7 protein-coding genes and 9 pseudogenes are annotated in these 13979 nt (G+C 66.7%); 8 read left to right on the forward strand and 8 right to left on the reverse strand.

Features of this window, described 5'->3' with window-relative positions:
- Positions 1-225: 225 nt before the first annotated feature.
- A pseudogene (locus ACQEV2_RS43330) lies at positions 226-870 on the forward strand (IS30 family transposase); the annotation flags it as partial.
- Between the two features lie 8 nt (positions 871-878).
- Here ACQEV2_RS43330 and ACQEV2_RS43335 read toward each other — a convergent pair.
- Positions 879-1111, reverse strand: a pseudogene (locus ACQEV2_RS43335) (DDE-type integrase/transposase/recombinase); the annotation flags it as partial.
- Positions 1112-1212: 101 nt separating this feature from the next.
- Here ACQEV2_RS43335 and ACQEV2_RS43340 point away from each other — a divergent pair.
- A complete protein-coding gene (locus tag ACQEV2_RS43340; protein ID WP_433056148.1) occupies positions 1213-1404 on the forward strand; it encodes a hypothetical protein in 192 nt (63 codons plus the stop codon).
- Between the two features lie 180 nt (positions 1405-1584).
- Here ACQEV2_RS43340 and ACQEV2_RS43345 read toward each other — a convergent pair whose 3' ends face one another.
- Both ACQEV2_RS43345 and ACQEV2_RS43350 read right to left on the reverse strand, forming a co-directional pair.
- On the reverse strand, positions 1585-2178 hold the full coding sequence (locus ACQEV2_RS43345) for an ATP-binding protein (protein WP_433056003.1): 594 nt from the start codon (positions 2176-2178) through the stop codon (positions 1585-1587).
- Between the two features lie 37 nt (positions 2179-2215).
- Positions 2216-2532, reverse strand: a pseudogene (locus tag ACQEV2_RS43350) (transposase); the annotation flags it as partial.
- Positions 2533-3165: 633 nt separating this feature from the next.
- Between ACQEV2_RS43350 and ACQEV2_RS43355 the strand changes: the two are divergent.
- The 3 genes and pseudogenes from ACQEV2_RS43355 (at position 3166) to ACQEV2_RS43365 (ending at position 6707) form a co-directional block, all read left to right on the forward strand.
- Positions 3166-5847 (forward strand): LuxR C-terminal-related transcriptional regulator, encoded by a 2682-nt coding sequence (locus ACQEV2_RS43355; protein ID WP_433056006.1) that lies wholly within the window; start codon positions 3166-3168, stop codon positions 5845-5847.
- 498 nt (positions 5848-6345) lie between these two features.
- Positions 6346-6483 (forward strand): annotated as a pseudogene (locus ACQEV2_RS43360) (Tn3 family transposase); the annotation flags it as partial.
- Positions 6484-6605: 122 nt separating this feature from the next.
- The gene (locus ACQEV2_RS43365) at positions 6606-6707 is read left to right on the forward strand and encodes a Tn3 family transposase (protein ID WP_433056122.1); all 102 of its coding nucleotides are present in this window, start codon (positions 6606-6608) and stop codon (positions 6705-6707) included.
- Positions 6708-7044: 337 nt separating this feature from the next.
- Here the strand turns inward: ACQEV2_RS43365 and ACQEV2_RS43370 are convergent.
- A pseudogene (locus ACQEV2_RS43370) lies at positions 7045-8296 on the reverse strand (MFS transporter).
- 75 nt (positions 8297-8371) lie between these two features.
- On the opposite strand from ACQEV2_RS43370, the gene ACQEV2_RS43375 reads away from it, so the two are divergent.
- The gene (locus tag ACQEV2_RS43375; RefSeq protein ID WP_433056009.1) at positions 8372-9232 is read left to right on the forward strand and encodes a zinc finger domain-containing protein; all 861 of its coding nucleotides are present in this window, start codon (positions 8372-8374) and stop codon (positions 9230-9232) included.
- 226 nt (positions 9233-9458) lie between these two features.
- Here the strand turns inward: ACQEV2_RS43375 and ACQEV2_RS43380 are convergent.
- Positions 9459-9595 (reverse strand): annotated as a pseudogene (locus ACQEV2_RS43380) (IS5/IS1182 family transposase); the annotation flags it as partial.
- Positions 9596-9703: 108 nt separating this feature from the next.
- On the opposite strand from ACQEV2_RS43380, the pseudogene ACQEV2_RS43385 reads away from it, so the two are divergent.
- Positions 9704-10314, forward strand: a pseudogene (locus ACQEV2_RS43385) (transposase family protein); the annotation flags it as partial.
- Positions 10288-10557: pseudogene (locus ACQEV2_RS43390) on the forward strand (transposase family protein); the annotation flags it as partial. The pseudogenes ACQEV2_RS43385 and ACQEV2_RS43390, both read left to right, overlap by 27 nt.
- 10 nt (positions 10558-10567) lie before the next feature.
- On the opposite strand, the pseudogene ACQEV2_RS43395 reads toward ACQEV2_RS43390, so the two are convergent.
- The 3 genes and pseudogenes from ACQEV2_RS43395 to ACQEV2_RS43405 all read right to left on the reverse strand — a co-directional run.
- Positions 10568-10730, reverse strand: a pseudogene (locus tag ACQEV2_RS43395) (IS5/IS1182 family transposase); the annotation flags it as partial.
- Positions 10731-10738: 8 nt separating this feature from the next.
- On the reverse strand, positions 10739-10885 hold the full coding sequence (locus ACQEV2_RS43400) for an amidohydrolase family protein (RefSeq protein WP_433056125.1): 147 nt from the start codon (positions 10883-10885) through the stop codon (positions 10739-10741).
- Complete coding sequence (locus ACQEV2_RS43405) at positions 10822-13863, reverse strand: amino acid permease (protein ID WP_433056012.1); 3042 nt, start codon at positions 13861-13863, stop codon at positions 10822-10824. The genes ACQEV2_RS43400 and ACQEV2_RS43405 overlap by 64 nt, the downstream gene beginning before the upstream one ends.
- Positions 13864-13979 lie beyond the last annotated feature (116 nt).

Raw genomic sequence — 13979 nt, forward strand, 5'->3', positions numbered from 1 at the left:
AACTCCAAGCGCTTGACACCGCGAGGGGCCGAGCACGATGCGGGGCACGGGGGCGGACCATCCGTCGTGCAGCTACTTCCCGCCGCCGGTACGGATGGTGGAGTTTCCCAAGCCAGGAGGGCGTGGGGTTTAAGGACCTTGGGGCGCTCCAGGTCGCGGACAAGATCGCGCAGCCGGTGTGGCCATGGTCGCTGGAGCCGGAGGTAGAACCCGGCGTTCCATCCCGAGCGCGAGCTGGTCGCCCGTGCGCTCCGTGTTCCGCGAGCGTGCTTCCGACAGCATGCCAATGGTCCGTCACACCTGAGGTGATGATCAGCGAGCGGCCTGCCGAGGCCGAGGACCGCGCGGTCCCAGGTCACTGCGCGGGCCGCCTCATCATCGGCACCGGCCGGTCCGCAATCGGCACGCTCGTAGAGCGCACGACGAGGTTTATCATGCTGCCGCGCCTGCCGCGGGTGGGCCGCTACGGTACAGAGCCACGGATCAAGAACGGCCCGGCGCTCGCCCGACCGCGGCGCCGAGGCCGTGAAAGACGCGATCGCCGCCACAATGACCACGCTGCCCGAGCAGTTGCGCCGCACGCTAACCTGGGACCGCGGCAAGGAGCTAGCCCAGCATGCCCAACTCCGCGTCGACACCGGCCTGCAGGTCTACTTCCCCGACCCGCACAGTCCCTGGCAACAGCGCACGAACGAAAACACCAACGGACTGCTCCGCCAGTACCTGTCGCGATGGGATACTGACGAACTCGAGGCCGTTGCTCTTGCACTCAGCAACATGCTCAGCAAACGCAGTCGGAAGGCACCCGCCGGAGCCGTCAACGAACATCTACTATCGGCCCAGGAGGCCGGTGTTACGACGACCGGTTGAGTTCCGGGCTGACTGCCCGCATCCGAATGATGCACCACCCAGCGGGAGTTCCGGCACGGTTCCGACGCCACAACGCGATGTCGAGAGCGGCGAGGACGAGCTTGGCCCCTTTTCTGGTGGCCGACCGACCAACCGACGATCAGCTGGGTGAACACGTCCCGACGAAGGCGACGTAGACGATACCGGACCAGGTGGTCACATACGTGAAGTCGGCCACCCACCGCTGGTTCGGACGAGACGCGCCTGCGGGCCCGGCCTTCCGATCACCCCCGCTGCGGGCGGCCGAGGCTGGACGGCAGCCAGCTGCGCGCGGATCACCGTGTTTCTCAAGCAGCCCGGGCCATGGACGGTGCCCGGCTGTATCGGTACCTGGGCAGACCACACGTCAGCCGACGCACGCTGTATCGCCGGGTGCGGCAGGTGGCCCTCTGGCGGCGACGCAAGCTGATCGCCCGCGGCGATCCGGCCCCCGCCGCGGTGGTGGCGGCGATCGCCAGACGGCTGCGGCTGCTGCCGGCCGAGACGGTGGAATAGGCCGCCGACGAGACGCACCTGCTGCCGCAGTCTGCTCCAGCTGGAGCTGCCCAGCCGCCGGCCTCACCTGCCCACCACGGGCAGGAACCGGCAGCTCACGGTGCTGGGAGCACGCTGGAGGTCACCCGGCACCTTCCGCATAACCCAGTGACCAGCGGAAAGAGGTTCAGGCCCTGCTTCTCAGACTGCCGCCTTCTCGGTGGGCAGCTGGGCCCAGTGCATGGTCCCGCCCGCGTGGGCGCAGGTTCCGTGGTCAGTTGTCAGGGCGTCGACGATGTTCAGGCCCCTGCCGTGCTCGTCCGGAGTGCACGAGGTGGTCCAGGCACCGTCGGACTCCGCGGGGCCGCCGTCGGTGATGGCCACCCACACCCGATGCTCCATTCGCTCCTGATGCAGGTGCAGTGCTACCGGCGGGCGGGCGTGCTCCAAGGAGTTGGTGACCAGCTCGGACACGACCAGCATCGCCGACTCCGCTGTTTCCTGCCCAACCTGCCAGTCCTGAAGGACGCTGCGGGTGATCGCGCGAGCCGCACTAGCGGCCTCAGGCCGATGTTCCAGCGGCCAGGACTCGTCCTCATTGTCATGCACACGCTGGGCGGGCGCTGGCTGGCTCCTGCGGTCACGCGACCTGCGCGCGCTCCAGGGCTGGCGCTCCAGGTCCTCGACGGTGGCATACATGACGATCACTTCCCGGTTGGCTGCCGCGGGAGCCGGCCTTAGTAGTTCCGGCCCTTCCGGCCTGTACAACCTCATTTCTATGGGATTCGAATACATCGGACATTAGGGATGAACCCCTAGCTTTCCCTCCCCTATCCCTCACCACGGCGAAGAGCGCGCGGTCGATCCGCCGCCGACGCTCCAACACCGACCGGAAGAACGACCCGCCGCGCACCTGCGGGATCTTCAGGTCCACATCGCCGGCCTGCATGGTCAGCAGACGTTCGCGGTGGCCGTTGCGCCAGGTCGTGCGCGTCTCGGAATGCCCGCCCGGGGCGGCACCGATCACGCCGGCGGCCTCGGCCTCGATGAGCTCCTGCAGGACGCGCTCGAACCCCCCTGACGCCTCGCCTCCGTCGCCCGACGTCGTGACTCCAGCAGCCGCCTCAGCTCAGACCGGGGCAAGGCCATCGCATGCTCCTCCGGTTGAACTGCCTCACCGGGCAGACTTGCGCGATGGCCTGCCTTGCTCTGGAGCCTGCGCGGTCAGCGGATGCACGCCCCGAGCAGCCACCGCGCGGTCTGAGGACCACGCCCGGCTACACCACTTCTTGGGACGTGATCCCGTGAACCGCGGCGACGGACAGATCCTGCCGTCCAGGAAGTCACCCAACCGCACAGTCTCACTCCGCCGCATCAGCGCCCGGTGGACAACCGGCCTGGCCCTCCGCACCACTTTCATCCTGTTCATGCAGGTCAGGGCCAGGCTCATCGGGCTCGGGCCCTGCGTCTCCCCCCGTACACGTAGGGGCCTCTGCCCTCCCCCGACCTGGGAGGCCTCCGAAAGGTTAGGGGTAACCCCTAGCGCCGGGTTCCACGCCTCTCGCGTAGGAAGGAAGTCAGGAACATCGTCACCGTTTCCTGCACCAAGAGGTGTTTTCTGATGACTTCCACTTTTAATGCCTGGCCTTTCAGGACATTGACATCTACGCCTCCGCCGCCTGCCGGGCGCCTGCCGGTTCCGGCCCAGTACGACGATCTACTGCGGGTCGCGGTCCACCATCACACTGCCGTGCTGGTCCACTCGGTGCCGGAAGGTGTCCGATGATGGATGGGCGAACGGTGCGGTGGCCGCTGTGCGGGCGCGAGCATGAGCTGGAGACCTTCGCGAAAGTGTTGGCTGACCGGCGGGGCTGGGGTTTCGTGATAGACGGACCGGCGGGGGTGGGCAAGTCGCGGCTGGCCGATGAATGCCTAGCCCGGGCAGTGCGAGCGGGGTTCCGTGCAGGGCGGGCAACAGCGAGCACGGCCGCCGCCGCAGTGCCCCTGGGCGCGATCGCGCACTTGCTCCCGGCGGGGGCAGACCTGTCGGACCCGGTGAAGGGTTTCGCCGCGGCGGCTGCGGCGCTGGCCGGACCGGACCGGCGCCGGTGGGTGGTGCTGGTCGATGATCTCCATCTGTTGGACATCACATCGGTGGTGCTGCTGCGGCAGTTGATGGACGCCGGACTGATCCGCTTGATTGCCACCATCCGCCGCGGCGAACCGGCCAGCGATGCGGTCCGCGCCCTGGCCCACAGTGACGCCGTACGTCGGATCGAGTTGGATGCGTTCGGGCCGGAGCAGGTGGAGGCGGTACTGCATGCCGCCCTGGGAGGGCCGGTGGGGCGGCGCACGTTGCAGGTGCTGTGCAATGCATCGGACGGGAATCTGCTGTACCTGCGGGAACTGGTCCTTGGTGCCCTGGCTGCTGGCACATTGACCAACGACGGGGAGATGTGGCATCTGGCCGCAGGCCAGATGCCGGGGACGACGCGGCTGGCCGAGCTGATCAGCGACCGACTCGACTCCGCCGGCCCGGCTGCTCGGCCGGTCCTGGAGTTGCTGGCACTGTGCGATCCGCTGCCGCTGGCCGAGGCCAAAGCCGCCACTACATGGCAGCTGCTGACTGACCTGGAACGCGGCGGACTGATCCGCACCGTTCAGGATGGGCGGCGCACCACCGTGGCGCTCGCCCACCCCATGTACGGCGAGATCCTGCGGGCGGACATGCCCGCCCTGCACCGCCGAGCCCTACTCCTTGACCAGGCCGAGCGGGTCCAGTCCTACGGAGCCAGACGTCGCAATGATGTCCTTCGCATAGCCACCTGGCGGCTGGCCGCCACCGGCACCGCCGACCCTGACCTCCTCCCCCAGGCCGCCATACTGGCCAGCAACGCACACGACTACGAGCAGGTCGTCACCCTCCTGGAGGCTCTGCCCGCACCGCACCACACCACGCAAACCCGCCTCCTGCTCGGCGAGGCCCTGTTCCAGATGGGCAACTGGAAGGCCGCCGAAGCAGCCCTCTCCGAAGCCGACGCCTCGGCCGCCGGCGAGCGGGAGAAGCTGGCCGTCGTCCTGGCCCGAACCGCGAACCTTGTATGGAGCAATGCTCCTGCCGCTGAGGCGCTTTCAGTCAACGACGAGTTCTCGACCCAGGCTGCCAGTGCCAGCAGTCGGCGCATACTGCAAGTCAACGAAGGATTCCTGCGGATCGCTGCCGGCCAGCCCGCTCAGGGCCTGACTCTCCTGGGCGACCTGGAAAGTGAGCCAAGGCAGGCACCGGACCCCAGAGCATGGCTGCGCGCCGCACTGATGAAGCCCGTCGGACTGGCGGTGGTCGGCCACACCAACCAGGCCGTGGCGTGGGCACAGCGTGCCCACGCCACCCACCTCCAGATAGACCACGCCGTCCCGGCCTTCCAACCGGCCCTCCAGCGTATCCCTCTGGTTCTCGCACTGACCGAAAGTGGCCAACTGGCCGACGCCCTGACCACCGGTAAGAGCGCCTACGCCCAGCTCACCGACTCCAGCCTGATCGCGCGGGCCTGGATGGCGCTCTTCCTGGGCCGCGCACAGTGGTTGGCCGGCCACCCTGTCACCGCCCGCCACTGGTACGCCGAAGCCGCCGCTCTTGCCCGCACCATCGATCACGCCATGGCACTCCGCCCAGCGCTCGCCGGACTTGCTGCTTGCGCGGCCATACTCGGCGATCTCAACGCGGCCGAGACAGCCCTCGCCGAGCAGCACATCACCCCACTCCGGACTACTGGCCTTCTCTCTCCGGGAGAGGAACACCTGGGTCAGGCATGGCTGCTGGCGGCCCGCGGCCACCTGGCCCAGGCCCGGACCATCCTCAGCCAAGCCGCCGACACTGCCCGCTCCACGGGCCACCTCACCTGTGAGGCACTGCTGCTCACCGACGTCGCCCGACTGGGCGGCGCACAGTCCGTGGCCGGTCGACTGGCCGACCTCGCCCAAGAGTGCGACGGCATCTTCGCCCCAGCCCGCGCCCGCTTGGCAGAAGCTCTCGCCGCCAACGACCCCGACAGGCTTCTGTCCGCCGCCGACGAGGCCGAAGCACTAGGCGCAGACCTACAGGCGGCGGAGGCCGCCACCGCGGCCGCCACCGCCTGGCGCCTGGCCGGCCACACCCGTCGCGCCACCGCCGCCGCCAACCAGGCCGCTGCGGCCCTAGCACGATGCGAGGGCGCCCGCACCCCCCTGCTGGCAGCCGCCCCGGCCGCCGCCGAACTCACTGCCCGTGAACGCGAAGTCTCCCTGCTCGCCGCCGCCCGCACCACCAGCAAGGACATCGCCCAGACCCTGAGCCTGTCAGTCCGAACCGTGAACAACCATCTGAACCACGCCTACAGCAAGCTCGGCGTCACCACCCGACGCGAACTCGCTGCCGCCCTCGGTGTAAAGGGCGCCTGGCCCGAACCACGCACGCTTGAATCTTGAAGTTGTTCTGCTCCCTCGCGGAGCTCAGGAAGGGGATTGCGGCCCACCTTGCGGTGGCATCTGGCCGCAGGCCTGCCGGCGCACTGGCGCGGAGCACGGCCTCCATGCCGATCAGGGACATGCCGTGCGTCCTCGGCTGCTTCGACTGCTGTGGGTCACCCTGGCGGCTTGCTCATGCCTTCCTCGCCACTCCGGCCGAGGAGAACGGTCGCAATCGCGGGCCGGACGGCCTGATTCCGCTGTCTGTAACGAGATCCAGCACCTGTTCCTCAATCTGGATGCGGCAAAGGCGAGCGCCGCAGCATGGCTGCAAACACGCGAGAAGAGAAGTCCGGTCAATATCGAAGATCGGGGCAAAATCGAGCGGACCGCGTACCCGCGGTTCAAGTGGCTGATCACCACGCATGAGCTGCATCTGTTCTTCTCTCCGACACGCGATGAGGTCGCGTGGGCGTCGGAGGCCCGGACTGCGACGAGCATCTGCTGGCCCTGCTGTTGATGACCGCGTTCCGTGAGGTGGGCCGTGTGATCCGTACCGTGCAGCTGCTTCGGTATCTGACGGACGCGCCGCTTCGCCGGCGGGTGACGGCGGCGACGAACAAGGTCGAGTCGTTCAACCGGTTCTCCCAGTGGGTCGGGCTTCGGCAACCGCGGTGTCATCGCCGACAACGACCCCGTCGAGCAGGAGAAGGCGATGAAGTTCAACGCGCTGCTCACGAACGCGGTGATCTTCCACAACGCCCTGGGACATCGCCGAGATCGTTCGCCAGTTGCTGGAGGAGGGATGGGAGATCGGCCCCGAGGACCTGGCGCACATCTCGCCGTACCTGACCGAGCACATTAACCGGTTCGGCGAGTAGTCCACCCATGAGCTCGGCCTCCAGCCCGAGGCGTACGAGACAAAGCTGGACGTCGACTTCACCCCGCTGCGCGAGCAGGACCTGGCCGCCGCCGGATTCGGCCAGGCTGCCTGAGTAGACCGGTGTCTTGGGTGTCGTGGAAGAACCAGCGTGAGCCCGACGAGGATTCAGGCGAGCGCTTGCTCAGCGACAAGGAGCATGACCAGATGCGATCCAGGCGACATTGACTAAGGTCTCGACGACGGCACTTCCGAGGCCTGGGCTGTCACCCTTCAGGCTTCCCGGGGAGAGCGTAGGCCAGCCGTGTGTCGTCTGCGCCGGCTACCTCTCAAAACGGTCACTCATCCTGCCGGTCAGACGGTTCGGGAGAGCGGGGGCCGACGTGGTGCCAGCCGGCGACCCAGCAGGCGGTTAGCAAGATGGCCACTCCAGCGGTGGCCATGGCGGCACCGGTTCCGGCCGCCGTCGAGATCGCGCCGATACAGACGGGCCCCACACCCTGCAGAGTCATGCTGCCCGCGTGGAGCAGGCCGAACGCCTGGCCCTGGGTCTGGTCGGGCAGCGAGTCCAGGAAGCCCCTTTGCAGACCCAGGCCATGGGCGAAACCAATGCCCGCAACCAGCAGCAGGACTGCGCTCGCCAGTGCCCCGGGCTCGGCGGCGAAGGCCACCCAGGGGCAGGCCCATCACCGCGATCAGCGGTGCCACGAGCCGCTCCCGGATCAGTGGTTGAAGCAGCCGGCCGACGGCCAGGTCGCCCAGCAGCATGCCGACGGGAAGACAGGCCATGAGCAGGGCGTAGGCGCCGGGGGCAAAGTGGCGCTGGCCGGCATAGGCGATGAGCAGTCCCTCGACACCCGCCGTGAACGCCGCTGGCAGCCACTGCGCCAGAAGGAGCCGCCGCAGACCGCGGGCGCGCAGCAGTCTGCCGACCCCCTGGAGGCTGCTGCGCACCGGGGATCCGGACGGCTGTTCATCGGGAGGAAGGTCCGGCAGGCCCAGGCGCACCGCGATCGCGACCGCGACCGCGAGATAGAGAACGGCTCCGGCCTCCAGCGTTTGCCTGGCCCCGAACATCGCGACGGCTGTCCCACCCAAGCCCAGGCCCAGTAGCTGCGCGCCGGAGGAGGCCATGCTGTTCAGCGACCGTCCCAGGACGTAGGCGTCTCCGGTCAGCCATCGCGCCACCAGCCGACCCGACGCGCCGTTGAATATCGGTGTCACCAATGCCACGAGCGCCACCAGAGCCAGGCTGACCGGGACGGGTAGCGGCAGCAGTGCCAGGGCCAGTACCACGGCGGCCTCCAGCAGGTAGCTGCCGGTGATCAGTGCCCGGGGCGGTAGCCGGTCGGCGAGTGAGCCGAGCAACAGGGTGCCGAACAGTTGCGGCAGGAACCCGGCTCCGAAGGAGACGGCGCTCAGCAGCGGCGAGCCGGTCGTCGCGAAGACCAGAAGGGAGAAGCTTGTGATGCGCAGCGAGTCGGCGGTGATCGCCACCGAGCGGGTGAGGAAGAGCAGCCGGAAACGGGGCTCGGCCAGCACGTCCCGGTACGTGGCGCGACGCGCAGGCGCCGCGGGGTGCATTTTCATGTCGGGCAGCCTTCCGGGGGCGGCCCGGTGCCTGCGAATGATTCGTTCCAGCACGTAAGGTCGTATGCTCGTGCCGTGCTCCGGTTCCAGGCATCCGCTCAGGACCTGCTGCGCAGCCGCTTTGCCCTGTCCCCTGCCTTCGAGCTGGCCAACCTGCTGCGCACGCTTCACAGCGGCGGATACCGGCTTCTGCCGGAGGCATGGGCGGCACGGCCCGGCTTTGGACGGCTGCGGCGTGAGACCGAGCTGGACGCGGCCCTCGCCCTGCACACGTCGCGGTCCGGCGCGGACTTCGTCGCAGTGCCACCCAAGGGGCTGGCCCAGACCTGGGCCGACGATCTCGCCGCGATCCGCGCCACACCGCCGGCACAGGCCCGCACTGAGATCGCACATATCACGGCGCTGCAACCGGCTCGGGATCCGCGGGTGCGCGAGGTGCTGGCCGCGCCAGACGCCGTCGAGCGCATCGCTGCCGCGCTGGACCGCGCCTGGCACGAGCTGCTGGCCTCCGACTGGCCGCAGCTGTGCGGCGGTGCCGTAGGGCTGGCCGCCGCCGTCGAACAGTTCGACTGCCCCACCTGTGAAGTGCCCGCCGGAAGCACCTGCCGCACCCGCGGCGGCAAGGTCGCCCCGAAGTACCACACCCCGCGCTTCATGCTCGTCCCCCAGCTCCGCGCCGAGCTCGAAGTCCGTACCCCCGCCGACCGCGGCCAGCCCCGGCCGCCCGTGGGAGAGGGGCCCGGCCGGGCTCCATGGCCCGCTTTGAGAGTCAGGGTGTTGCTTGCCCTCGATGGTCTTGGCGCTGGCCTGCAGACTGAAGCCCTCCTCACGTCAGCGCCGACTGGCCATTGGGGCGGAGGCCCAGTCGCTGGGGCGTCGAGGAATCTGGCGACGTCATCCGGCATGCGGAAACGGGCGCTCGAGGCACGGATGTGACGCTGATCCGCCCGCGCGAACGGCTCGGACATCTCCGCCGCGTTCGTGCGGAGTGTGCTTGGAGCCCGCTGTGGTCCACCAGCTCGGGCGGATGGACGAACGGGAGCCTCCCGCCGATCGAGCTCCTCCAGCCACCACACCATCGCCGCCTCAAAGACCACGGGCTCGACCAGCCCCGGCAGGCAGGAAGCAGTCCCGGGTCCAGCGGAGACGCTCGTATCACAACAAGGGTGAGGACGGTGGCCGCGATTGACGACATTCGATTGTGGCTGCATCGAGCCTGCGGAAGATGCGCCAGGACTTCAGACGGGCCACGCCCCGCTCCACCGGTGTCCGCGCCGCGGAGAGAGCGCGGTTGACTGTGCACTGAGCCTCTTCGAGTCGGCCCCCGATCAGGTGACGGTCCGCGAAGCGCAACGAGCGAGGGCCCCGAGATGTCTGACGTCTCAACCACGCTGCTCAAGGGCCTCGTTGGTCATCTATCCTGCCGCACTCGACCTGCCCCATGCTGGAGTGGGTGACCATGCTCGTTGTCACCCGTGGGCGACCGGCGCTGCAAGCTCCGCCCGTCTCAACGCGTGATGGCGGAACTGGTGTACCTGCGCGAACACACCACCCTCGCGAAGATCGCTGCCGGGTTCGGGATCAGCGAGTCCAGTGCGACCACGTCGGCGACAGCCCGGCCGACTCCTCCCACAAGCACCGCCGACACGGGGTGAACATGCAGGTGGTCACCGATCCCGGCGGCCAATTGCTCTGGCTCTCACCCGCGTTGCCAGGCCGAACTCACGACCTGACTGAGGCCCGCACCCACCGAATCATCCGCATCTGCGAGCGCCAGGACGTCCCCATCCTGCCCGACCTCGCCTACCAGGGCGGCGGCCCCTGGGTGACCACGGGCATCAAACGCAGGCCCCCTGCCGGAACTCACCCTCACCGAGAAGACCGTCAACTCAGCCCTGGCCGCGGCACGGGCACCGGCCGAACACGGCGTCGCCCGCCTGAAGTCCTGACGGATCTTCCGCAAAGCCCGATGCAGCCCAGCCCGCATCACGTGCCTGACCCGGCAGATCCTCATCCTCGCGGACCGCGCCTACCAGGGCGCCGGCGCCACCGTGCGCACCCCGTACTACCACCATCACAAACAACCAGAGCACTACCAGCAGTTCAATCGCGACCACGCCCGCCTCCGGGCTCCCGGCGAACGAGCCTTCGCACAACTCAAGACGTGGCGACTACTTTGCCGCGCTCGCTGTTCCACTCGCCGAATCGGAACAGCAGTCCGAGCCATCCATACCCTTCTGACGTGCACATATACAGGATGAAAACGGCTCACTGGGTCGACGAAAGGTAGCCGCCGGGCGGACGTCGGACCGGTGTCGTTACCCACGGGCCGGCGCCCGGATAGGCGCGGTCGGCGAGCACGGGAACACCCTGCCGTTCGCAGATGCCACAGCAGTCGTCCAGCCGGATCAACTACCACCTGCACATTCAACCCCGTCTCAGTTACACGCTCCGGCGGTGGACAATGCGTCCATCGACAACGGTCAAGGTGATGGGGATGTGGGGGAGGGTCTCGGGAGGTGAAGTCAGCGGGTCGGCGGCGAAGGCAGTGAGATCGGCGTACGCGCCCTCACGAATACATCCGGAAATCCCCCTTCGCCACTGGCCGAGGCGGCAGCCGTGGTGTAGCCGGCCAAAGCCTGTAGGCAGGTGAGGGCTTGCTGTGGCAGGAGGGGAATGCGATCACGCTCTGTGACAGGACGGCGCAGTTGGGCACTGGCCATCACAGTGCGCGGATCGAAACCGGCAACGGGCCAGTCCGAGCCTAGGGCCACCTCTCCCCCAGCCCGGACAATGTCGCCATAGCGCCAGATCCGGCTCATGCGCTGAGGGCCGATACGGAGGGACCAGTTGTCACTACGGTCGGCCCGAATCCAGTCCATGTGAGTGGGTTGGACAGAGGCGATGACGTCAAGGTCGGCGAAGCGAGTCACGTCGTTGTCGGCGAGAAGTTCGACATGTTCGATGCGGTATCGGCCGATAGCCGGCTGCCCGATACGGTGGTAGGCATTCAATGCCGTGTTCACCGCGCGGTCGCCGACAGCATGGGTCCAGGCAGGCAGGCCCATGGCGCGGCAGGTACGGACTGCCTCCTCGAACACGGAGGGTTCCTTCCACAGCGAAGTGATGGATTGGCCATAAGTATCTGGTTCATGTAGCCAGGCCCGGCCGCTGTCGATGACGCAGTCGAGAAAGAATTTCACTGCTGCGAGTCTCAGCATCGGAGTACCGCCTGGGGGCGGTCCCAATGTTCTGCGCAATTCAGTGATGCGGTCGTGGAGATGGTCTTCGGATCCGGGAAGACACCAAGGGGCGAAGCGCACACGGACTGTGAGCTGCTGCTCTTGGGCGAGGGCCGTCAGGACGGCAGCGGTGTGAGGGGCGTCGTCGAGGACATGTATGCCTGTGAGACCGCAGCGGTTCTGTTCGGCGAACAGGTCTTGCGCCTTCTGGTGCAGCTCTTCCAGTTCCATAGCGGGAACGTAATCGTGGGCTGTCAAGCAGGCGCTCAGCCCGCGAAGTTCGCCTGTGGGTCCTCGTTCGTCACAAACGATCTCTGAGCGATCGCCGAACTCTCGTGACTCTGTGATGCCTGCTATGCGCAGGGCCGCAGTGCTGAGCAGGGCATTATGCCCGTCTGACATCGTCAGACGGGACGGTCTGCCTTCAAGGGCATCGTCTATGAGGTCGCGGTGCATGTTCCGGCCCAAAGCGGCGTACTCAACACCGTAGCCGATCACCCAGCCCTCAGGGGGACAGGTACGTGCGTACTCGGTCAGGTGCTGGCGAAGTTCGTCCACGTCCGTCACACCAGTGAGGTTCAGGCCGCGCGCCATGCCGAGACCCGCGATGGGATGCTGGTGGCTGTCGATCAAGCCGGGGGTGATAGTGCTGCCTGGGGCCGCAATGATGTCTGTGCGTTTCCCCAGGTGAGGACGGATGTCACTGTCGTCACCGACGGCGATGATGCTTCCGTCGCGAACAGCAAGGGCGGTGGCTGTCGGCCGAGCGGCGTTGAAGGTCAGGATGTGCGTGTTGACCAGGGCAAGGTCTGCTGGCCGGCTGACCCTCCTCCTCGGCCGCTGCCGAGCATTCCGGTCGGGGCTCGAAAATACTCGGCGGGCGTCGCCACCGTCAGCAAAGCTGGCGGAGGCACGAACCTTATCCTGGGGGTGGGCCGTGAACAAATAGATGGCTCCACTGATCAGTATTACGGCGATGGTAAGAGGGGCAGCCCACACCTGATACCAGGGTGCACCGGGCGGGCTTAGAACGGGACGGGGCCAAGAGACGTTGACGGTCTCGAAAGTCAGCCAGAGCACGGCGAGAGCATTCAGTAAAGTTCCAATCCGTCCCAGCCTTATCTGCCCCGCTGGGACCCAGGTGCGGCGCACCCTTGCGATAAAGGCACCCAGCGCGATGGCCAGGAAGACCAGATAAAATGCTGCAGTTCCAAAGGTGATCAGCGTGGCGACGGCGGATCTGCTCAGTCCGAATAGCAGGCCGGTGGCGCTGAGGATGGTCATGACTCCTAGTGCGCCCATGGGTACATGTCGTCTATTGACCCAGCGGAGCAGAGAAGAGGCGGGCAGGACATCGTCCCGAGCAATGGAGTAGAGGCCACGGGCGGCGGCTGCCTGGGAGGCTATCAAGCAGGCACCGAATGCGATGATCACTACGAGGCTGAAGGGCTTGGCTGACCAGCCGCCGAAGGAGGAGACCACTGCTGTACTGACTGGATCTGTGTCTTCTCCAGAGACGATTTTCTTCGGGGCGGGATGGGACAGTCCGATCGCGACAGAATTAAGAATCACGATTCCCCCGATGCTGAGCAGCGTCCACCAGATCGCGCGTGGTACGTGCCGTGCGGCCGCCTTTGTCTCTTCCGAGGTCGCCACGCAGGCATCGAATCCGATGAAAACCCACCCACCCACAGCGAGGGCAGCCAGGAACGCCGCAGGGGCCGATCCGCCGGAAAGCTCCTGAGCATTCAGCGTATCGGTCAAGGTGGATAGACCATTGCGACGGAACACCAGAAGAAGAGAAAATCCAATCCCTATTGCGACGACCACCTCGACGACAACACCAACCTTTATCATTCCCCCCAACACACTGATACCCAAAAAATTTACCAGTGCGCAGATGAGAAGAAAAACTGCCGCCACTCCGACTAGGCGTGCCGGTGTAGCGGTCCAGCCGAAGAGAGCGAAGAACCAGGGTGCTGCCAGATAGGCGACAGCCGTGTTTGCAGTTATCCCTGCCCAGATGGTCAGCCATCCAGTGGACCAGGCGTAGGAAGGGCCCATTAGCCGCCGAGTCCACTGATAGGAGTTTCCAGATATCGGAAACTGGGAGGCGAGTTCGGAGTATACACACAGAAGAAATAGCTGCCCGACCAGGCATACCGGAAGCACCCAAACCCAGGCAGGGCCAGCCAGCATAGTGCCCACCGAGACCACCGCGTACAGGGCAACCACCGGTGAGACCACCGCAAATCCTATGGCGATGTTGCCAAGTATCCCCAGACTACGATTGAGCTCCTGGCGATACCCCAGCTTGGCGAGCACATCGGCGTCGACATCCTCAGCGATTCGGTTCGTGGAGCGACGAAATCTATTGATCATCGGATACCCCGCAAGGGAGCGGTCATTCGAGGAAGTGCAGGGGCACAACGCCACTAGGT

It is taken from the genome of Streptomyces sp. CA-251387, from assembly GCF_050936625.1.
In the GTDB taxonomy this organism is placed as follows: Bacteria; Actinomycetota; Actinomycetes; order Streptomycetales; family Streptomycetaceae; genus Streptomyces.